Raw genomic sequence first — 19742 nt, 5'->3', positions numbered from 1 at the left:
AAGTTGTAAGGGAACGGTCGTGTGCCGCCGTGCAAAGACGATCAACGAGAGGTGGCTACGCGCGCGGTTTGCCGAGGCGTGTGCGGCGCGCCAAAGTGACCAGGTCGGCTGCCAAGCGCTCGGAGTTGTGGCGGGCTTGCTGTTTGGCCACCAGGTAGTCGCCGCAGAGAGGCGTGACGCCGAGTGCCTCGATGTGGTCGTAATCGTTGACGATCTGCGTGGCGGCCTCGGCGGCGTAAGCGTTGCGCAGGTGCGCCGGAACGGGCCGGTCGTTCAGCAGCACATAGTCGAAGCAGTGTTCGCCGGCGTGCTCAAAGATCGCGCGGATGTGTTGCGCGGCGGTCAGGTCGAGGCTTTCATTGGCTTGCGTCATCAGGTTGCAGATGTAGACCTTGACGGCCTTTGACGAGCAGATGGCCTGCGTGATGCCGCGCACCAGCAGGTTGGGGATGATGCTGGTAAACAGCGAGCCGGGGCCGATGGTGATCAAGTCGGCTTCGCGAATGGCTTCCACCGCCGCCTTGAGCGGGCGTGCATTCGAGGGCAGGAGGCTAAGCCTTACGATGCGCTGGTGGCTGGCGCTGATGCGGGTTTCTCCGCGCACCCGCGTGCCATCGTCCATCAGCGCCTCAAGTTCCACGTTGCTGTTGGTGGAGGGGTAGATGGTGCCCCGAGTCTTAAGAATGGCGGAGCTGAGCTTGACGGCCTGCGCGAAGTCGCCGGTGATCTGTGTAAGCGCCGTAACGAACAGGTTGCCGAAGTTGTGTCCCTCAAGCTCGCCGCTGCCACCGAAGCGGTATTGAAAAAGTTTGGACATGAGCGCTTCGTCGTCGCAGAGGGCGGTCATGCAGTTGCGTATGTCGCCCGGCGGCGGCACGCCCAGTTCCTTGCGCAGGCGCCCGCTGGAGCCGCCGTCATCGGTGACGGTGACGATGGCGCTCAGATGGCGTATGGGATGTTCCGCAGCATCGTGCGCGTTGTCGGAGTCGGCGGTGTACTTCTTGAGGCCGCGCAACAGGGTGGAGAGGCCGGTGCCGCCGCCGAGACAGACGACGTTCAGCCGGTCCTTGCCGGATACAGAAGCGGATTTTGCAGAGTGAGGTGACACGGCAGGGAAGTTGCACGGGAGGGGCAAGCCCTCCCGTTGCGAATTAGTAGCTCATCGTGCCTTCCGGATAGAGCAACTCCGTAAAGCGCGGATCGTCGGCCATGTTGCGGAAGTCCGAGTCATTGCGCGCCTGGAAGCGGTTCTGCGGATTCAGCCGGATGGCGTTGGCCAGGTGCTCAAGCGACGGGCTGGTGTGGCCGGTCAGGCACTCGAGCACGGCCAGCCCGTACCAGACGAAGTCGAGCGAGGGCTTGTCGTGCGTGAGCTGCTCAAAGTGCTCGCGCGCGCCCACAAAGTCGCCCATGTTCATCAGCGAGACGGCGTAGTCGTAGTGCTCTTCGGGCGTGGCGAAGGTGGTCTGCTGGCGCGAGAGTTGCTGCACACAGATGTTCAGGTGCATCTTGGCGCGGTCGACGAGCTGCCGCGGGCCGCTGGCAATCACCTTCTCAAACAGCGGCTTGGCCTTGTCGAACTTCTGCGCCTGCATGTGCTTCAGCGCGGCTTCATAGTTCTGAAGGGCCTGCTGCATCTCGGCTTTGGGATCGGGGATGGGAGTATTGGTTTTCTTCGCGACCATGACCACAGCTTCTTTCGTCTTTTAACCGCAATTAGTAAGACAGCTTCGCCGCAATCGTACCTTCGGCTCTATCGGACTCTCGCCGGAAACGTACCTCCGCGCCGGGGTCGTCTGGGGGAGAGACGAGAGCGTCCGTCCGCAACACACTGGAATATTGCTTTATACCCGCCTGCGGAATCGGCGTCAACCCGCTGCCCGGGCGTGCCCCTTGCTGCCCGGCGCGCCGCCATAACGCCCTGAGTATACAGGAATTTCCGGGGCGTGGTTCCCGGCGGGCGGCGGGGTGGCGCTCGAAAGGGCATGGCCGCCCCCGGATTTCATCCACAGGGCGGTTGCGTCTAAGATAGGGAAGGAGACTGGCAGTCGGATGAGCGAAGAGCAGGCAAAGGCCGAGGGCAGTGCGGTAGAGCAGGGGATCGGCGACGGTCAGGAGCCGAAAACGGCAATGCCTGAGTCACTGGTGCAGACCATGCGCGCGGTGCGCGACATTGCCATGTCCATTGCTGTCGCGGTCTTCATCATCGTCTTTGTCTACCAGCCGGTGAAGGTCGAAGGCACCAGCATGCTGCCCGGGCTGTGCGATCAGGAACGCATCTTCGTCAACAAGTTCATCTACCGCTGGGAGTCGATTGACCGCGGCGACGTGGTGGTCTTCCGCTACCCGTTCGACCACAGCAAGAGCTACATCAAGCGCGTCATCGGCGTGCCGGGCGATACGGTCGAGATTCGCGACGGCCGCGTCTTCGTCAACAACCGCCAGATCCTGGAGCCGTACGTTCCTGCCGAGTTCCGCGACGAGCGCTCCTACCTGCCGGCGGTGGTGCCCGCGGGAACCTACTTCGTGCTCGGCGACCACAGGAACCTCTCCAGCGACAGCCGCGAGTTCGGTCCGGTCGACCGCGACTTGATCTTCGGCAAGGCGGTCTTCGCCTACTGGCCTGCGAGCAAGGTCGGCAAGCTGAACTAGCGCCGCTCACGGCACACCCTCAAAGACTTTCCATTTTTGCCCAAAATCCGGTCCTTCTGGACTCGCGCAGGCTTCTGCGATAGAGTTCCGCCACTCTGCGGGCGCGGGTGGCCCGCCATGTTCTGCGCGAGGGAAGCAATGACAATGCGGAAGCTGCTGTTGAGCGTGCTGGTGTGTGCGTTGTGGACGGCCTTTGCCTGGGCGCAGGAGATGAAGCCTGCGGCGTCAAAGGCCGAGGTGATGGCCGCGGCAGAGACGGAATTGCTGGCGGCGGAAAAAGCCTTTTGCGATGACTGGCAGGCGCGCGGCGCCGAGGCTTGGGCCACCTGGTTTGCGCCCAACGGCGTGGAGGACACGGGCGAGGCTCCAGCCGTGGGGCCGGAGGCTGTACGCAAGTCGATTCAGGAGAACTATGGCGCGCCCAGCTCGTCGCTGACCTGGGCCGCCGATGAGGCCCGCGCCGTGGAGAACGGCCGCATGGGCTTCACGCGCGGACACTTCGTGGCCAAGTTCGTCGCCAATGGCAAGCCGTTTGAAGTTCGCGGCCAGTACATCACCATCTGGCGCAAGCAGAAGGATGGAAACTGGCGCATTGTGTGGGATGGCGGCGAGGCAATCAAGGATTAGCTGGACACGGTGCGTTGCTCATTCATGCGAGCCGTCCGCTGCGGTATGCTGTTGGCGCAGAAACTCTTCCACGCGGGGAACCCTTATGATTCTTGCCGTTTTTGGCTCGACCGGGCCGACCGGTTTGCAGGTGGTGCAGCAGGCGCTCGATGCCGGACACAACGTGCGCGCGCTGGTGCGCAACCCGTCGCGCATGACCATCAGCCATCCGAACCTGCGCGTGGTGCTCGGCGACGTGATGGACCCGGAAGCCTGCCGCAAAACCCTGCTGGGCAGCGCCGGAGCCATTGTCTGCCTGGGGCAGCACAACCTGCTCAGGAACCAGCAGATCATCTCGCGCGGCACGCGCAATGTCATGCAGGTGATGAAGCAGATGGGCCTGCGGCGGCTGGTCTACATGAGTTCGTACGGCGCCAGCGACAGCTATCAATACGCGAAGCTCAGCTTCAAGCTGGTGGCGCGCACGCTGCTGGCCGCGCCCTATGCGGACAAGGCGATCATCGATCCTGAAGTTCGCGCGAGCGGCCTGGAGTGGACGATTGTGCGCCCCACGGCGCTGACCAACGGCCCGCGCACCGGCCACTACCGCGTGGCGGAAGACTTACGGCTCGGGGCAAACACGAAGATCTCCCGCGCCGACGTGGCCGAGTTCATGCTGCGAGAGTTCAGCGAGCGCCAGTGGCTGCACAAGGCGCCCAGCATGAGCTACTGAGGGGAGAAGAGTGACAGAAACCGGAACCTCGACGATACAGTGGCGCTGGTGGCTGCCATTGGCGGAATTTCTGCTGTGCCTCGGACTCCTCATGCCGCTGTTGCCTCTGGTCTATCTGCAATTGGCAACGGGAGAAGCGTTTCCGGGATACCAGCGGACAAACGGAGAAGGCGGAAGCAGCCAGGCCACTGGGGAACCGTCACGCCCGGCAATCAACATTGAGCTTCCTGCGGAAGGCAGCCCCGCATCACGCCGGCTCATGCTGGCGCGGATACGGTTTCAAGTTCCGATTGCGCTGAATCTTCCCGCCGCGAGTTTCGAGCTGCCTTACTCGATTGCCACGACGCGAGCGTATGTCCCGCAGGCCGTTTTGTTGGAGCACTGGCGTGCAATCACATGGAGCATCTTCGGCACGGTCTTCTGGTTTGTGCTGGGTCGCGCCATCGAAGTGATGTCAGCGTTGCGTAGAGGGGCAGCCTCACCTCGGTTGCATGTTTTGGATGGGGTGGCAGCGACTGTGGCTCTGGCGATTGGGGCGCTGGGTACGGGGCTGCTACTCACGGAGGGTGCCGGAAATCCTGTCCGCGGGGATGATGGCAAGATGCTGCTCGTGGGCCTCGGCGGCGTGCTTTGGCTGGTCCTCAGTCTCATCATTTTTGCTGCTTTTGCGTGGCAGTGGCGTGTGAGAAGGCGCGAGAGGGCGCAAGTGACAGTGGTTGCTTGATTGCTCCTGTATATACAACCGCGGATGTGTTTGGGGGATGGGGCCTCAAGCTGGTAAAATCAATGAAATCCACACTCCGGAGTTGCGATGCAAGCAATCCTGGCGCTTGAAGATGGGCGCATCTTCCGCGGCAAAGGCTACGGTGCAAAAGGCGAATGCCGTGGCGAAGTTGTTTTCAATACCTCCATTACCGGCTATCAGGAGATCTTTACGGATCCTTCCTACGCCGGACAGATCGTCGTTCTCACGAACCCGGAAATTGGCAACTACGGCACCAACCCCGATGACGATGAGTCGTCGAAGCCCTACATAGAGGGCCTGGTGACGCGCGAGTTCAGCCGGGTGGCGAGCAACTGGCGCTCCAAGCAGGTGAGCGAGGAGTACATGGAGCGGCACAACGTGCCGGTCATCTCCGACATTGACACGCGCGCGCTGGTGCGGCATTTGCGCACCTATGGCGTCATGCGCGGCGTCATCTCCACCCGCGAGACCGATACCGGGAAGCTGGTGGCCATGGCGCGCTCGTTCCCCAAAATGGACGGCACGGACTTGGCCAGCGTGGTGACCACGCGCAACAGCTACGCCTGGACCAAGCCCGACCTGGATGGCGTGAACGTGGAACTGGCCGAGCGTTACAAGGTCGTGGCCTACGATTTCGGCATCAAGCACAACATCCTGCGCAAGCTGGTTGGCTCCGGCTGCGATGTGACGGTGGTGCCCGCCCAGACGAGCGCCGACGACGTGCTGGCGATGAAGCCGGATGGCGTCTTCCTCTCCAACGGCCCGGGCGACCCGGAGCCGGTCACTTACGCGCAGAAGAACATCAAGCAGTTGCTGGGGCGCGTGCCGATTTTCGGCATCTGCCTGGGGCATCAGCTCACGGGCCTGGCGCTCGGCGGCAAGACCTACAAGCTCAAGTTTGGCCACCACGGCGGCAACCACCCGGTGAAGCAGCTCACGACCGGCAAGGTCGAGATCACGGCGCATAACCACAACTTCGCCGTCGACCCGGATTCGCTGAAGCAGAGCGAGGTGGAGCTGACGCACGTGGATTTGAACGACAACACGCTGGAAGGCATGCGTCACCGCAGCTATCCGCTGTTCAGCGTGCAGTACCACCCGGAGGCTTCGCCCGGTCCGCACGATTCGCACTACCTGTTCGCGGACTTCGTGAAGCTGATGAACGAGTGGAAGTCCGGGGGGGCGAAGTGAAGCGGATGCTGGCGGCGCTGCTGATGCTTTGCGGCGTGGCCGCGGCGCAGATGGCGCCTTCGCACGGCGGGGCACAGGGCGGGCAGGCGGTGAATCCGCATGGCATGAAGCCCTCGAGCCGCGTGCAGTTCGCGCACGAGTGCGGCATCAGCGATCCGGACCCGACCAAGGCCATTGTGCTTTCGCGCTCGGTGGAAGGCCAGTGGAAGAAAGTGAGCACGGCGACGCCGCCGGCCGCGACCGACAACGCGCAGATGCGCGCCTGGCGCGAGAAGAACCTGATGATCGACTGGCACGAATCGCCCGGCGGCACCACCATGCACACCGGGCAGTTCTGCTACGCGCCCAGCGGCGCGCTGCTCCACGTCATTGACCGCTACATGGATATGCCAGGCTGCGGCTGCATGCGCTTTACGGAGATGACCTTCGACGCGAAGGGCAACGTGCAGAAGCGCCAGCAGAGCTACCACAACGTTCAGACCGGGCAGGAGATTCCGGCGCCTGCGCAGGCGAAGAGTTTTCCGCCCGCGTACGAGATCAAGAAGGTTGAACAGTTGCCGTTTGCAGGATTCCTGAAGGACACGTCAAAAAAGTAATGCCACGTCGCACAGATATTTCGAAGATTCTCATTATCGGTTCGGGGCCGATTGTCATCGGCCAGTCGGCGGAGTTTGACTACTCGGGCGCGCAGGCCTGCAAGGCCCTCAAGGCCGAGGGCTTTGAGGTGGTGCTGGTGAACTCGAACCCGGCCACCATCATGACCGACCCCGAAATGGCCGACCGCACCTACGTTGAGCCGCTGACGCGCACCTACCTCGAAGAGATCATCCGGCGCGAGGTGGAGCTGGGCGTGGGCAAGGGCATGGCCGTGCTGCCCACCGTCGGCGGACAGACCGCGCTGAACCTGGCGGTGGAGCTGGCCGACAATGGCGTACTGGAAAAGTACGGCGTCAAGCTGATTGGCGCGCAACTTGAAGCCATTAAGAAGGCCGAAGACCGCCTGCTGTTCAAGGATGCGATGACGCGCATCGGGTTGGATGTGCCGCGCTCGGCGCTGGTGAACAACCTGAAGGACGGCATGGACTTTGCCTCCAAGATCGGCTTCCCGGTGGTGCTGCGTCCGTCGTTCACCCTGGGCGGAAGCGGCGGCGGCATTGCCTACAACCGCGAAGAGCTGCTGGAGTTGCTGGCGCGCGGCCTCGACCTCTCCCCGGTTCATGAAGTCCTGATCGAAGAGAGCGTGCTCGGCTGGAAAGAGTTTGAGCTGGAAGTGATGCGTGACATGAAGGACAACGTCATCGTCATCTGCTCCATCGAAAACTTCGACCCGATGGGCGTGCACACGGGCGACTCGATCACCGTGGCTCCGGCGCAGACGCTCACCGACCGCGAGTATCAGCGCATGCGCGACGGCGCGCTGGCCGTGATGCGCGAGATCGGCGTGGAGACCGGCGGTTCGAACGTGCAGTTCGCGGTGAATCCGCAGAACGGCCGCATGATCGTCATCGAGATGAATCCGCGCGTGTCTCGCTCCTCGGCGCTGGCTTCCAAGGCCACCGGCTTCCCGATTGCGAAGATCGCGGCCAAGCTGGCCGTGGGCTACACGCTCGACGAGATCACCAACGACATCACGCTGAAGACGCCGGCCTGCTTTGAGCCGACGCTCGACTACGTGGTCGTCAAGATTCCGAAGTGGCAGTTTGAAAAATTCCCCGGCGCCGATGAGGGCCTTGGCCCGCAGATGAAGTCGGTGGGCGAGGTGATGGCCATTGGCCGCACCTTCAAACAGGCTTTGTTGAAGGCGGTGCGCTCACTGGAGACGGGCAAGAAGCTGGAGTCGGAGAAGATTGTTCCGGCCATCGTCACCAAGCGGCTGGTCACGCCGCATCCGGAGCGCCTGCTGTATCTGCGCCACGCGCTCTCCAACGGTATGACCGTGCCGCAGGCCGCGCGATTGACCGGCATGGACCCGTGGTTCCTCTACCAGTTGCAGGAAGTGAGCGAACTGGAGAAGCAGCTGCGTGAGACCTCCATTGACACGGTGACGCACGACGAAATGCTGGAGGCCAAGCGGCTTGGCCTGAGCGATGCGAAGCTGGCCGAGATGTGGGGTATGCACCAGCGTGGCGACCAGGTGAAGGTCTTCAACAAGCGTCAGGAACTGGGCATCCGCCCGGTCTACAAGCGCGTGGACACCTGCGCGGCGGAGTTCGAGAGCTACACGCCCTACCTCTACTCCACCTACGAGGAAGAGGACGAAGCCACGCCGACGCCGAAGAAGAAAGTCATCATTCTCGGCAGCGGCCCGAACCGCATCGGACAGGGCATTGAGTTCGACTACTGCTGCTGCCACGCCTCATTCGCGCTGCGCGAAGACGGCTACGAAACCGTCATGGTCAACTGCAACCCGGAAACGGTTTCCACCGACTATGACACCAGCGACCGCCTCTACTTTGAGCCGCTGACCTTCGAGGACGTGAAGGCTGTTTGCGACCACGAGCGCGAAGGCGGCGCCGAGATCGGCGTGATTGTGCAGTTCGGCGGACAGACTCCGCTGAACCTGGCGCTGCCGCTGAAGGGCGCTGGCGTGCCGATCATCGGTACTTCGCCGGAGTCGATTGACCTGGCGGAAGACCGCAAGCGCTTCGGCAAGCTGCTCGAAGACCTGAACATTCCGCAGCCTCCGGGAGGCACCGCCACCAGCGTGGACGAGGCGCTGGCAGTGGCCAACCGCATCGGCTACCCGGTGCTGGTGCGCCCCAGCTACGTGCTCGGCGGACGCGCGATGGTGATTGCCTACGATGATGATTCGGTGAAGGAATACATGACCCGCGCCGTGGAGTACTCGCAGGATCGCCCGGTGCTGATCGATCACTTTCTGGAGGAAGCGACGGAAGTGGATGTGGATGCGCTGAGCGACGGCGAGGACGTGGTCATCGGCGGCATCATGCAGCACATCGAGGAGGCCGGCATTCACTCGGGTGACTCCTCCTGCGTGCTGCCCTCGGTCGACCTCCCGAAGGCCGTGCTGGACACATTGCGCCAGTACACCTTCCAACTGGCCAAGGCGCTCAAAGTCGTCGGCCTGATGAACGTGCAGTACGGCATCCAGCGCGACAAGGTGTACATCATCGAAGTGAACCCGCGCGCCTCGCGCACCGTGCCGTATGTCTCCAAGGCGACGGGCGTGCCGTTGGCGAAGATTGCCTCGCGGTTGATGACCGGACGCAAGTTGAAAGAACTGCTGCCGGAGGCCGTGGCAAGCGGTCAGCCGCTCGGCACCGGAGACCGCTATTTTGTGAAGTCGCCGGTCTTCCCGTGGAACAAGTTCCCGGGCGTGGACACCGTGCTGGGGCCGGAGATGCGCTCGACGGGCGAGGTGATGGGCGTGGCCGACAACTTCGGCGAAGCCTTTGCCAAGGCGCAGCTTGCCTCCGGGCAACTGCTGCCGTCGCGCGGAACCGTGTTCATCTCGGTGGCCAAGCGCGATCAGGACCATGTGGCGGATGTGGCGCGGCGCTATGTCGATCTCGGCTTCAAGGTTGTGGCCACGCACGGCACGGCCGATGTGCTGGAAGCCGCGGGCATGAAGGTGGAGCGCGTCTTCAAGGTGAAGGAAGGCCGCCCGAATGTGGTTGACCTCATCAAGGGTGACCGCATTCAGCTCATCATCAACACACCGCATGGCATGGAGCCTTGGTTCGACGAGAAGGCGATCCGGCGCGCGGCCATCAACGGACGCATTCCGACCATCACCACGCTCTCGGCGGCGCGCGCTGCGATTGAAGGCATTCCCGCGCTGCAAAGCGGACAGGTGCACGTCTTCAACCTCCAGCAGTTGCACGCGGAGCGCAAGGCGAAGGAAGAAGCGAAGGCATAGCTGCGTTGCGGAGAGCGGCGCAAGGCCGTGGTTTACAATGCACGGCGGAGTCTTACAAGGAGACAACGATGAAAGTTTGGATGATTGCGGCACTCATGCTGGTGATGGTTGGTTCGGTGTTCGCGCAGAAGCCCGACAACAGCAAGCCCACGCCGGTGCAGGGCAAGGGCAAGACGCTGCGTGGCGGACTGCAATATTGGGACCTGAAGGAAGGCACTGGCAAGGTCGCCGGCGCGTATTCGACCGTGACCGTGCATTACACGGGATGGCTGCTGAGCGGTAAGAAGTTCGACAGCTCGCTTGATCGTGGCCAGCCATTCACGTTCAGCAATGGTCAGCACCAGGTGATTGAGGGCTGGGAAGTGGGCGTGCAGGGCATGAAGGTCGGCGGCAAGCGCCAGCTGCGCATTCCGCCGGAGATGGCCTACGGCTCGCGCGGCATCGGCCCGATTCCGCCGAACGCGACGCTCATCTTTGAAGTCGAGCTGCTGAGCGTAAAGTAGCAGCATCCGTTCAAGTTCACTGGAGAGGCCTCGCGCAAGCGGGGCCTTTCTGTTGCGCGCAGCGGCCGGTATGCCGGGCGGAAGGTGCTCCGGCGCTGGTAGAATTGAAGTACAACGATGGCAGAGAAGAAACACAAAACCGCAACTTCACAGCCCCGGCCGCGCGTCGGCTTTGTCTCGCTGGGCTGCCCCAAGAACCTTGTCGACAGCGAGGTGATGATGGGCATGCTCGCCTCCGGTGGCGCGGAAATCACGCCGCGCGCGGAGGACGCCGATATCATCGTCGTCAACACCTGCTCGTTCATCAACTCGGCCAAGCAGGAGTCGGTGGACACCATCCTGGAGATGGCGAACTACAAGACCGAAGGCCGCGCGAAGAAGCTGATCGTCGCCGGGTGCCTGGTGGAGCGCTACCGCGACGAGATTCAATCGCAGATTCCGCAGGTGGATGCCGTAGTCGGCACCGGCGAGTTGGAGGCGATTCTGGCGGCGGCGGGCATCACGCCCGTGGAACCCGCAGAGAAGAATTCGCCGTTCAAGATCATCAACGGCACGTCGGCCTCGCAGGCGCTCAAATCGGGCATCGAGCACGAGCATGACCACGCCTCGCGCGCGGAGGGCGAAGCGCGCGAACGCGCCGGACGCTTCTCACGCAACGACTGGCAGGGCGCGCACGCGGAGCTACCGGACTATCTCTACGACGACGCCACGCCGCGCATTCTGGCCACGCCGAAGCATTCGGCGTACATCAAGATTGCCGAGGGCTGCGATCACCCCTGCGCGTTCTGCATCATCCCGCAACTGCGCGGCAAGTTCCGCTCGCGCCGCGTGGAGAGTGTGGTGGCTGAAGCCGAGAAACTGGCGGCACAGGGCGTGCGCGAGATCAATCTGATCGGACAGGACACCACCTGTTACGGCGAGGACCTCGGACTGAAGGATGGACTCGCGCTGCTGCTGGAGCGGCTGGCGGCGATTCCTGACCTGAAGTGGGTGCGCTTCCTCTACGCCTACCCGAACAAGATTACCGGCAAGCTGCTGGAGACGATTGCGGCGCACGACAAGATTTGCAGTTACATTGACGTACCCTTGCAGCACGCGTCGGCCCCGGTGTTGAAGCGCATGAAGCGCGGAGCCTCCGGCGAGATATTCCTGAAGTCGATCGCGAAGATGCGAGCGGCGATTCCGAACCTGACGCTGCGCACGTCGTTCATTGTCGGCTACCCCGGCGAGACGGAAGAGGACTTTGCCGCGCTGCTGGAGTTTGTGAAGGCCGCACAGTTCGACTGGCTTGGCGTCTTTGCCTACTCGGACGAAGAAGGCTCGCCCGCCTACAAACTGGCCAACAAGGTGCCCGAACGAACGATTGAGAGCCGCCGCAAGAAGCTGATGCAGGCGCAGAAGGCGATCAGCCGCAAGCGCCGCAAGCAGATGGTGGGCCGCGAAGTGCAAGTGATGCTGGAAGGCCCGAGCGAGGAGACCGAGCTGCTGTGGGAGGCGCGCACGCAGGCGCACGCGCCGGATATCGACGGCAAGGTGTTCATCAACGACTTTGGCGAGCACGAAGACGTGAAGCCCGGCGAGTTCTACCGCGCCAAGATCACCGAAGCGCACGATTACGACCTGGTCGCGCGGCTCCTATAATCGAACCCAGGACTGGAAGAGCGAACGAACCATGCCACGCAAAGTGAAATCGTTGCGTTGTCCAACCTGCCGCAAGCTGGTGCTGACGACCGACCCGGAGTTTCCGTTCTGCAGCGAGCGCTGCCGTACCATCGACCTGGGCAAGTGGGCCAGCGGCGGCTACGTCATTTCCACGCCGGTCAACGACCCGGAGTCGGGCGGCGAGGCCGAGTACAATGAACCGGTGACGCGCCGCACGGGCGGCGTATTGAAGGGGCACACAGGCAGCGATGGTACAGGCAGACCCAACTAGCGAACACACGCATACCAAGAAAGGCCCGGTCGGGCCAACGCGTCCGTACTGGGCGTGGATTGTGGCAACCTACTTCGGCGCCGGTGCCATGAAGCCCGGCCCCGGCACATGGGGCTCGGCGGGAGCCGTGGTGACCTGGGCGCTGATCGCGCATTGGCTTCCGGCAAATCTGCATATCGCCGGAGCCCTGGCGTTTGCCGCCGTGGCGACGGCCATCGGCATTCCAGCAGCCACGCTGACGGCGCGCGCCTGCCATCGCGACGACCCGTCGCACGTTGTGATCGACGAAGTGGCGGGGCAGATGCTGACGCTGGTGGCGGCACCGCTGACCTGGAAGGCACAACTGGCGGGTTTCATCCTCTTCCGGGCCTTTGACATCACGAAGCCGTGGCCGATCCGCAAGCTGGAGCGGCTGCCGGAGGGGACGGGCATCATGCTCGACGACCTTGGCGCGGGCGTTTACGGCTTTCTTTGCCTGCAACTGTTGCTGCACCTGCACTTGCTCGGCTGACGTGTTGCACTGATTCGCGCGGTCGCTGCATCGAATCAGGGGAGGGCTTGCATAGGCTTATGAGCACGGATCCGAAATTGGCCAGCGTGAAGGAGTTTCCGGTACTTGCCGTGGTGGAGCCGCGTTACGCGCTTCCGGGCGGCGAGATGCGCATCAGCGGCAACGGCCTTATTCATGGGGATGAACGCGCTGTCGTGTGGTTCGGCGAAGATCGCGGGCTGGTCGTCTTCGGCAGCAATCGCGTCATCGTGGCCAAGGTTCCCGAGGACGCAACCGGCGGCCCGCTGACGGTGGAGACCTCTGCGGGCAAGAGCGAGCCGGTAGAAGTGCGCATAGCCGTGCCGGTGGCGGAGAATCTGCACCCGGTGGCGAACCCTGCCGTCGACAGCGATGGCAACATCTTCGCAACGTTTTCCGGCTCGCGCGGCCAGAGCGTGCCCGTCTCAGTCTTTCGCATCGACGTGGATTTCAATGTGCATCCGTTCCTGCGCGAGGTGATGAACGCCACGGGCATTGCGCTGGATGCGAGCGAGAATCTCTACATCAGCTCGCGCAATGATGGTTCGGTCTACCGCGTTACGCCTTCGGGCGCGCTGACGACCTACGCCGCCGGGCTGGGCGTTGCAACGGGCGTGGCGTTTGATGCTGTCGGCAATCTCTACGTGGGCGATCGCAGCGGCACCATCTTCAAGATTGCCCGCACACGCGAGATCTTTGTCTTCGCCACACTGGAACCGAGCGTGGCGGCGTATCACCTGGCCTTTGCGCCAAATGGAAACCTCTACGTAACGGGGCCCACCACGTCGAGCAACGACGCCATTTACGAGATTGATCCGCAGGGCAGCGTGCGCGTCTTCTTCCGAGGCCTGGGGCGTCCACAGGGGCTGGCTTTTGACATGGAAGGCAACCTCTACGTTGCGGCCTCCTACAAGGGCCGCCGTGGTATCGTGCGTTTCACGCCTGATGCGCGTCCGTCGTTGGTTGTCTCCGGCAACGGGCTGGTGGGGCTGGCGTTTGCGCCCGGCGGAGCCATGGCGCTGGCAACCTCGAGCGGCGTCCACTACCTGCACTGCGGCATCGAGGGCTTCCTGCACCGTCCGCTGCTGTAGCGTACTTCACATTTCTATTTAGTAGCTTTTATTTCGAAGTTTTCAGTGTCTCGTACAATTCCGGCAGCTTTGCGGCGTCTTCGCCGGAGTTGCCGAAGCGTGCGCGCTCGTAGTGCGCGGTAAAGCACACAATCAGCTCGCGGGCGGGCGCGTCGGGGATGCTCTCGGCGAACTCGGCGGGTGTCTGCTCAGGCTGACGGTGCCAGCCGCGACGCGCAGCCAGCCTCGTCATGCGCGTGTACCACAGCGTGGCGACGCGCTCGGGCTGCCGCTGCGGGTTCAATGAGGCGCGGCGAATGGCGCGGACGATGCGCGGAGCCAACAGCACAGCAAGCATCGCCAGTACAATCCAGGCGACCTTGCGTCCGGTGGCCAGCGGGTTGTTGCGGGCGTTGGCATCGGTGGAGCGTGCCCAGGCCTTCATGTGCTCATAGCGCTCGTGCAGCCAGTCGCGCACCTGGTCGGCACGGCGGCGCGTCTGGGCGGCGGAGTTGACGGCGAGCACGCGCTGGTGGCCGCTGTCATAGTTGACGATCCATTCGCGCCAGAATTCGCGAGCGGCATCGGCGTAAAGCCGCATGCGCGTCCAGAAGTTGATGACCGGAGGCGGGCCGGTGGGTGTTGGATCGAAGGCCAGCCACCCAGCGCCGGGGATGTATGCCTCCACCCAGCTATGCGCGTCCTGTGCGCGGATGATGTAGCTGTGCGTGATCGAGTTGTATTCGCCGCCGCGGAAGCCGGTGATGATGCGCGAGGGAATGTGCAGCGTGCGCAGCATCACCGCCATGGACGAGGCAAAGTACTCGCAGTGTCCCTGGCGGCGATGGAACAGAAAATCAGCCAGTGGGTCGGCGGGCATCTCGTTGGGCAGTTGCAGCGTGTAGCCGTACTGCGTGGCGAGGAATCGTTCCAGGTTCGCCGCACGCTCGTAGTCATTGCGCGCGCCGCGCGTCGCCTGGTGCGCCAGTGCGCGGATGCGCGGATCAAGCTTGGGCGGAACGCGCAGGTACTGCTCGGGGAAGTTTGTGGGCAGCGCGTCATTCAGGGCCAGCAGTTGCTGGCGCGTGGGCTGCGAGATGTCGCTGAAGCCGGTATAGCCGCTGGTGGCGCGATCGCGATCCGTGTTGCGCACCGTCAGGTCGCCGTCGGTGGAGACCTCGCGGAAGCCGCCGGAGATGGACAGCGGCGTGGGGATGGTGAACAGTACGTTGGTTCCGATCGGCTCCAGCGCAACGCGATACTCAATCTGCTGCGGCATGGTGCCGTGCGCGAACAGCGTGTGTGAGCCGGGCGCGCTGTACTGGCGGTCGCGGATGACGAAACTGTGCAGGCGGCGCGAGCCCTGGATGTCCACGTTGTGCGGCGGGTTCAGCCAGCGGGTACCGTCGAAGATGGTGAGGGCGGCACCGCGCAGACGCAATTCGCGTGCCCCGGTCTCATCGCCGTCAATGTGAACATGAGCCACCAGCTGGCTCGATTGCTGGATGCGGCCGATTTCTCCTAGATTTACGTTGTCGCTGAAGCCGGTGACAATGTCATTCTGCTGTGCGAAGCGGCTCAGGTATCCGCCGGAAACACGAGGCATCAGAAAGAACAGTACGGAGCCGGCGACAAGAATGGCCGCGACCATGACGACGGTGGTGCGCGTTAGCGCAAAGGCCAGCCGCTCCAGCGGCGGAACAAAGCGGCGGCGCGTGCGCAGCCCGGGGATCTGAAGCTCGGCATGATTGCTGGCAACGGTGGCCGAACGGCGCATCTCAAAGGTGATGAAGGTGAACACCGCCAGCAGCACAAACAGGCAGAAGAGGCCAAGAAATGTGCTGTCTACGGTGAGAATGGCCGCCGAGAGCACCATGACAAATGCCAGCAGTGACAGGTAAACGAAATCGCGGTCGCGGCGCACGCTGAACAGCTTGACGATCATGCCGAACATGACCAGGTGCACCGAGGCGTTCACAAAATTCTGCGAGACGTAATAGAGGTCCCCGAGATAGACCGGGATATAGACCAGGCCGAGCCATGAGGTGACGCGGTCAGAGAGCAGGAACAGGCTGCCACGCACAAGCAGGATGCCGCGCACGAGCAGGGCCACGGAGACGATGAGCACGCTGTCAATGTCGAGCCGCCCGGTGCTGGCCAGCATGCCAAAGCCGGTCAGCAACATCAGGTAGAGAGCGGTCTGGAATATGCGCTCAATCTCCCTGGGTGGTGCAACCGGGCTGGCGGCGGTGCTCATGCAGATCATTGTATCCGCAGTGCGCGCGGCCGAGGGCGGCAGCGCGCAGTTCGCGGAGGACGTGATGTTTCGGAAGTGCGGCGAGGCTGGGCTGCGGCCGGCATCCGAATTGAGGAGGCTTAGGAAGTCCGGCTCGCTCGCAGCCGAAATCCACAGCCCGGCCGGATGACAAGGGGCGCGGCGTGGTAAGATTTCTATGTCGGGCATCGGTCTTACGCGACGCAACCCCGCCAACCCCGCCAGGTCCGGAAGGAAGCAACGGTAACGGGATAGTGCGTGTGCAGTGAGTAACCGGTGTCCGGCTTTTTTGCGCGCAAAAGGGCAGGGAGGCCCGGCGCGCTGCTCGCGTGAAGGGCTCCGAACAGCAGGCTTTCCGCCTGTTTCAGCCGCTCTCCGGCTCCGTTCGGCGGTTTTCTTTCCTCACCCCGCACGTGATTGTTAAAATAGTTTTTTTCGGAGAAGACCGTTGACCAAACCAATCCGCGCCAAGATCAGCGCCCTCGGCACTTATGTCCCTCCCCGCGTTCTCGACAACAAACAGTTGGAGGCCATGGTGGCCACCAACAATGAGTGGATCATCGAGCGTACCGGAATCCGCGAGCGGCACCTTGTGGACAAGGGCGTAGCCGCCAGCGATCTGGCCGTGGAAGCCTGCAAGGACATGGTGGCGCGCTACGGCGTGGACCTGAACACCGTCGAGTGCATCGTGGTCGGCACCGTCACGGCCGACATGCACTATCCCTCCACCGCCTGTCTGGTGCAGCACAAGCTGAACATTCCGAATGTGTGGGGCTTTGACGTTTCCGCCGGGTGCTCGGGCTTTGTCTACTCGCTGACCGTGGGCGTGAAGCTGGTGGAGAGCGGCGCGCACAAGCGCGTGCTCGTCATCGGCGCCGACGTAAACTCCGCCATGATCGACTACACCGACCGCAACACCTGCATCCTCTTCGGAGACGGCGCGGGCGCGGTGCTGGTGGAGCGCTGCGAGGAAGGTGAAGAGGATCTCGGCTTTATTGACTATGTGCACCTCAGCGAAGGCTTCGGCGGGCAGTACCTCTACATGCCGGGCGGCGGCAGCCTGCACCCGTCTTCGCATGAAACCATCGAGCAGAAGATGCATTACGTGCATCAGGACGGCCGCCAGGTCTTCAAGTACGCCGTGACCAAGATGGCCGAGATGACCGAAGCCGTGCTGGCCAAGCAGGGGCTCACCGGCGCGGATGTTGACTGCTTCATCTCGCACCAGGCCAACAAGCGCATCATCACCGCCACGGCGGACCGCCTGAAGATGGATCCGGCAAAGGTCATCATCAATATCGACCGCTTTGGCAACACCACGGCCGGCACCATCCCGCTCGGCATGCGCACCGCCATCGACGAAGGCAAGCTCAAGAAGGGCAACCTCCTTCTGATCGCGGCGGTCGGCGCGGGCTTTACCTGCGGCGCCAGCCTGATCCGCTGGGCGATCTAGTAGAAGGTTTCGAAAAGTTTCGGAAGGTTTCAAAGTGCAAAAGCCTCGCGCGAGCGGGGCTTTTCCTTTTGGTTCGTACTGCTCGCACTGTCATCCTGAGCGCAGCGAAGGATCCCTTCGTACTTAGGTTCATTCGCGTAGCGTATCGAGAGTTTTCTCGTGAAAGTGGCGGAGAGCCTTGCCTGTGACTGGCTGCGGACGTCGCGGCGGGAAAGCTCTGCGTAGTTCTGGCCAGTGCGAGGGAACGGGGATCCTTCACGGCGGCTTGCGGGCGCGAGCCTTGTTGAGGATGACACAGCTCAGCGTGACATCCGGGGAGATGCGAAAGCATTGGAGTGGGTGTGCGGTGCGGCGCAAAGGAAACCGGGCAGCCGAAGCCGCCCGGTTCGTGAGACTGCGTTCACTGCTATGCGTTGCGCACGGCCTCGGTCAACGAAGTCAGGGTGCTCTTGGCGTCGCCGTAGAGCATGTGCGTCACCGGCTTGAAGAACAGCGGGTTCTCCAGTCCGGAGAAGCCGCGGCCCTGGCCGCGCTTGAGCACGATGACCGACTTCGCCTTGTCGACCTCGATGATGGGCATGCCGGAGATCGGGCTGCCCGGGTTATCGCGCGCGTCCGGATTCACCACGTCGTTGGCGCCAACCACAACGGCGACGTCGGTGGTGGGGAACTCGGGGTTGATCTGGTCCATTTCGTACAGCTCGCCGTAAGGCACGTTGGCCTCGGCCAGCAGCACGTTCATGTGTCCGGGCATGCGGCCCGCCACCGGGTGGATGGCGTACTTCACGGTCACACCGAAGTCGGTGAGCACGTTGGCCAGCTCGCGCACGGCGTGCTGTGCCTGTGCGGTCGCCAGTCCGTAGCCGGGGACGAAGATGACCTTGCTGGCGTAACGAAGCTGAATCGCCGCATCGTCCATCTTGATTTCGCGCATGATGCCCTGCGCGCCAGCGGTGGAAGCATGCTGAACAGAGCCGAAGCCGCCGAAGAGCACGTTGGTGATCGAGCGGTTCATGGCCTTGCACATCAACACCGAAAGGATGAAGCCGCTGAATCCGTCGAGGGTGCCGGCGATGATGAGCACGTTGTTGCCGAGCACGAAGCCGGTGGCCGCCGACGACAGGCCCGCGTAGCTGTTCAACAGCGACATGACCACGGGCATATCGGCCGAGCCAATGGGGATGACCAGCATGATGCCGAACAGGAAGCCGAGGCCTACCATCAGGAAGAAGAAGGCGCTCGCCGCCGGGTTGATCAGCGAGTAGATGAACGAGCCGACCATGGCGGCAAAAATGCCGAGGTTCAGGAACTGCTGGCCCTTGAACTGGACCGGGGTGCCCTTGATGACGCCCTGCAGCTTGCCGCAGGCAATCAGCGAACCGGTGGTGGTCAGCGTGCCGAGCATGACTTCAAAGCCCAGTGCGCCGCGCGTGAAGGCCGTCATCTCCGTGCTGTGCATGATGAATTCGGAGATGCCGACCAGTGCGGCGGCAATGGCTCCGAAGGCGTGCGACAGCGCGGTTCGTTGCGGCATGGCCGTCATCGGGACCCAGATGGCGAAGGCCGCGCCGACCATGGAGCCGGTGATGAGGCCGAAGATGATCCAGCCGTAGAAGTGAACGTCCGGGTGGCAGAGCGTGCCGATGATGGCGGCGGCCATGCCGGCCTCGGCCAGGAACATGCCCTTGCGCGCCGTGTCCGGGTGGCTCAGGCTCTTGAGGCCGAAGACGAACAGGATGGACGCGATGAGGTAGGTGAACTCAAGAATGTACCGGGAAAGCGGCAGAGACTGAGCAATGGTGGATTCCATTTACTTGGCCTCCTTCGTCTTGATCTCGCGGCGGAACATCTTGAGCATGCGGTCGGTGAGGCCGAAGCCGCTGACCACGTTGACCATGGCGGTGAACACGGCAATGGTGCCGAGGATGGTGACGATCGAGGCGCGCGAATCCGGCCCGCCCGCCGTCAGCTTCGTCCACTCAAACTCATACTTGCCGGCGATGACGATTGAACCGATCAGCGAAATGCCGGAGATGGCGTTGGTGGCCGACATCAGCGGGGTGTGCAGCAGCGGCGGGACGCGCGAAATCACCTGGTATCCCAGGAACGCTGCCAGCGCGAAAACATACAAAGAAGCAATCAGAACTAGTGGTTCCACCGTTCTCCTCCTGA

At 62.9% G+C, this 19742-nt stretch carries 18 protein-coding genes and 1 other RNA gene; 14 read left to right on the top strand and 5 right to left on the bottom strand.

Annotation, left to right across the window (positions count from 1 at the left end; genetic code table 11):
- Positions 1-55: 55 nt before the first annotated feature.
- A complete protein-coding gene (locus AC6IZO_RS05755; RefSeq protein WP_497808888.1) occupies positions 56-1108 on the bottom strand; it encodes a gluconeogenesis factor YvcK family protein in 1053 nt (350 codons plus the stop codon).
- Positions 1109-1151: 43 nt separating this feature from the next.
- Positions 1152-1685, bottom strand: a complete 534-nt coding sequence (locus tag AC6IZO_RS05750; RefSeq protein WP_497808886.1) for a tetratricopeptide repeat protein — start codon at positions 1683-1685, stop codon at positions 1152-1154.
- Between the two features lie 367 nt (positions 1686-2052).
- On the opposite strand from AC6IZO_RS05750, the gene lepB reads away from it, so the two are divergent.
- The 12 genes from lepB (at position 2053) to AC6IZO_RS05690 (ending at position 13863) form a co-directional block, all read left to right on the top strand.
- Complete coding sequence (gene lepB / locus AC6IZO_RS05745; protein WP_497808884.1) at positions 2053-2652, top strand: signal peptidase I; 600 nt, start codon at positions 2053-2055, stop codon at positions 2650-2652.
- 138 nt (positions 2653-2790) lie between these two features.
- Positions 2791-3279 carry a YybH family protein gene (locus AC6IZO_RS05740; protein ID WP_497808882.1) on the top strand — a complete coding sequence of 163 codons (489 nt, stop codon included), beginning with the start codon at positions 2791-2793 and terminating at the stop codon, positions 3277-3279.
- Between the two features lie 85 nt (positions 3280-3364).
- On the top strand, positions 3365-3991 hold the full coding sequence (locus tag AC6IZO_RS05735; RefSeq protein ID WP_497808880.1) for an NAD(P)-dependent oxidoreductase: 627 nt from the start codon (positions 3365-3367) through the stop codon (positions 3989-3991).
- 10 nt (positions 3992-4001) lie between these two features.
- On the top strand, positions 4002-4715 hold the full coding sequence (locus AC6IZO_RS05730) for a hypothetical protein (RefSeq protein ID WP_497808878.1): 714 nt from the start codon (positions 4002-4004) through the stop codon (positions 4713-4715).
- An 87-nt stretch (positions 4716-4802) separates the two neighbouring features.
- Positions 4803-5927 (top strand): glutamine-hydrolyzing carbamoyl-phosphate synthase small subunit, encoded by a 1125-nt coding sequence (carA, locus tag AC6IZO_RS05725; protein WP_497808876.1) that lies wholly within the window; start codon positions 4803-4805, stop codon positions 5925-5927.
- Complete coding sequence (locus tag AC6IZO_RS05720; protein ID WP_497808874.1) at positions 5924-6523, top strand: hypothetical protein; 600 nt, start codon at positions 5924-5926, stop codon at positions 6521-6523. Before carA ends, AC6IZO_RS05720 begins: the two co-directional genes overlap by 4 nt.
- A complete protein-coding gene (gene carB / locus AC6IZO_RS05715) occupies positions 6523-9807 on the top strand; it encodes a carbamoyl-phosphate synthase large subunit (protein WP_497808872.1) in 3285 nt (1094 codons plus the stop codon). Before AC6IZO_RS05720 ends, carB begins: the two co-directional genes overlap by 1 nt.
- Before the next feature lie 68 nt (positions 9808-9875).
- The gene (locus AC6IZO_RS05710; protein ID WP_497808870.1) at positions 9876-10310 is read left to right on the top strand and encodes an FKBP-type peptidyl-prolyl cis-trans isomerase; all 435 of its coding nucleotides are present in this window, start codon (positions 9876-9878) and stop codon (positions 10308-10310) included.
- Positions 10311-10427: 117 nt separating this feature from the next.
- Positions 10428-11951, top strand: a complete 1524-nt coding sequence (gene rimO / locus AC6IZO_RS05705; protein WP_497808868.1) for a 30S ribosomal protein S12 methylthiotransferase RimO — start codon at positions 10428-10430, stop codon at positions 11949-11951.
- A gap of 31 nt (positions 11952-11982) precedes the next feature.
- On the top strand, positions 11983-12243 hold the full coding sequence (locus AC6IZO_RS05700; protein WP_497808866.1) for a DNA gyrase inhibitor YacG: 261 nt from the start codon (positions 11983-11985) through the stop codon (positions 12241-12243).
- Positions 12221-12754: a phosphatidylglycerophosphatase A family protein gene (locus tag AC6IZO_RS05695; RefSeq protein WP_497808864.1), complete on the top strand. Its 534-nt coding sequence runs from the start codon at positions 12221-12223 to the stop codon at positions 12752-12754. The genes AC6IZO_RS05700 and AC6IZO_RS05695 overlap by 23 nt, the downstream gene beginning before the upstream one ends.
- 59 nt (positions 12755-12813) lie before the next feature.
- Positions 12814-13863, top strand: coding sequence for a Vgb family protein (locus AC6IZO_RS05690; RefSeq protein ID WP_497808862.1), 1050 nt, complete (start codon positions 12814-12816; stop codon positions 13861-13863).
- A 28-nt stretch (positions 13864-13891) separates the two neighbouring features.
- Here AC6IZO_RS05690 and AC6IZO_RS05685 read toward each other — a convergent pair whose 3' ends face one another.
- Positions 13892-16099 carry a transglutaminase TgpA family protein gene (locus AC6IZO_RS05685; protein WP_497808860.1) on the bottom strand — a complete coding sequence of 736 codons (2208 nt, stop codon included), beginning with the start codon at positions 16097-16099 and terminating at the stop codon, positions 13892-13894.
- Positions 16100-16302: 203 nt separating this feature from the next.
- On the opposite strand from AC6IZO_RS05685, the gene ffs reads away from it, so the two are divergent.
- Positions 16303-16400: signal recognition particle sRNA small type (ffs, locus tag AC6IZO_RS05680), an RNA gene on the top strand.
- A 165-nt stretch (positions 16401-16565) separates the two neighbouring features.
- Positions 16566-17570 (top strand): beta-ketoacyl-ACP synthase III, encoded by a 1005-nt coding sequence (locus tag AC6IZO_RS05675; protein ID WP_497808858.1) that lies wholly within the window; start codon positions 16566-16568, stop codon positions 17568-17570.
- 406 nt (positions 17571-17976) lie between these two features.
- Here AC6IZO_RS05675 and AC6IZO_RS05670 read toward each other — a convergent pair whose 3' ends face one another.
- Together AC6IZO_RS05670 and AC6IZO_RS05665 are read right to left on the bottom strand one after the other, a co-directional pair.
- Positions 17977-19380 carry an NAD(P)(+) transhydrogenase (Re/Si-specific) subunit beta gene (locus AC6IZO_RS05670; RefSeq protein WP_497808856.1) on the bottom strand — a complete coding sequence of 468 codons (1404 nt, stop codon included), beginning with the start codon at positions 19378-19380 and terminating at the stop codon, positions 17977-17979.
- Complete coding sequence (locus AC6IZO_RS05665; RefSeq protein WP_497808854.1) at positions 19381-19728, bottom strand: NAD(P) transhydrogenase subunit alpha part 2; 348 nt, start codon at positions 19726-19728, stop codon at positions 19381-19383.
- Positions 19729-19742 lie beyond the last annotated feature (14 nt).

The organism is Oryzophilus luti (assembly GCF_059726245.1).
The sequence above is the reverse complement of the archived record's forward strand: the minus strand, read 5'-3'. Positions and strand labels throughout refer to the sequence as shown.

Excerpts from the sequence above, each read along its gene's own strand:
- AC6IZO_RS05750 (WP_497808886.1), bottom strand. The coding sequence starts at position 1,685 with ATGGTCGCGAAGAAAACCAATACTCCCATCCCCGATCCCAAAGCCGAG.
- AC6IZO_RS05685 (WP_497808860.1), bottom strand. The coding sequence starts at position 16,099 with ATGAGCACCGCCGCCAGCCCGGTTGCACCACCCAGGGAGATTGAGCGC.
- AC6IZO_RS05695 (WP_497808864.1), top strand. The coding sequence starts at position 12,221 with ATGGTACAGGCAGACCCAACTAGCGAACACACGCATACCAAGAAAGGC.
- AC6IZO_RS05710 (WP_497808870.1), top strand. The coding sequence starts at position 9,876 with ATGAAAGTTTGGATGATTGCGGCACTCATGCTGGTGATGGTTGGTTCG.
- AC6IZO_RS05700 (WP_497808866.1), top strand. The coding sequence starts at position 11,983 with ATGCCACGCAAAGTGAAATCGTTGCGTTGTCCAACCTGCCGCAAGCTG.
- rimO (WP_497808868.1), top strand. The coding sequence starts at position 10,428 with ATGGCAGAGAAGAAACACAAAACCGCAACTTCACAGCCCCGGCCGCGC.
- carB (WP_497808872.1), top strand. The coding sequence starts at position 6,523 with ATGCCACGTCGCACAGATATTTCGAAGATTCTCATTATCGGTTCGGGG.
- carA (WP_497808876.1), top strand. The coding sequence starts at position 4,803 with ATGCAAGCAATCCTGGCGCTTGAAGATGGGCGCATCTTCCGCGGCAAA.
- AC6IZO_RS05740 (WP_497808882.1), top strand. The coding sequence starts at position 2,791 with ATGACAATGCGGAAGCTGCTGTTGAGCGTGCTGGTGTGTGCGTTGTGG.
- lepB (WP_497808884.1), top strand. The coding sequence starts at position 2,053 with ATGAGCGAAGAGCAGGCAAAGGCCGAGGGCAGTGCGGTAGAGCAGGGG.
- AC6IZO_RS05670 (WP_497808856.1), bottom strand. The coding sequence starts at position 19,380 with ATGGAATCCACCATTGCTCAGTCTCTGCCGCTTTCCCGGTACATTCTT.
- AC6IZO_RS05735 (WP_497808880.1), top strand. The coding sequence starts at position 3,365 with ATGATTCTTGCCGTTTTTGGCTCGACCGGGCCGACCGGTTTGCAGGTG.
- AC6IZO_RS05690 (WP_497808862.1), top strand. The coding sequence starts at position 12,814 with ATGAGCACGGATCCGAAATTGGCCAGCGTGAAGGAGTTTCCGGTACTT.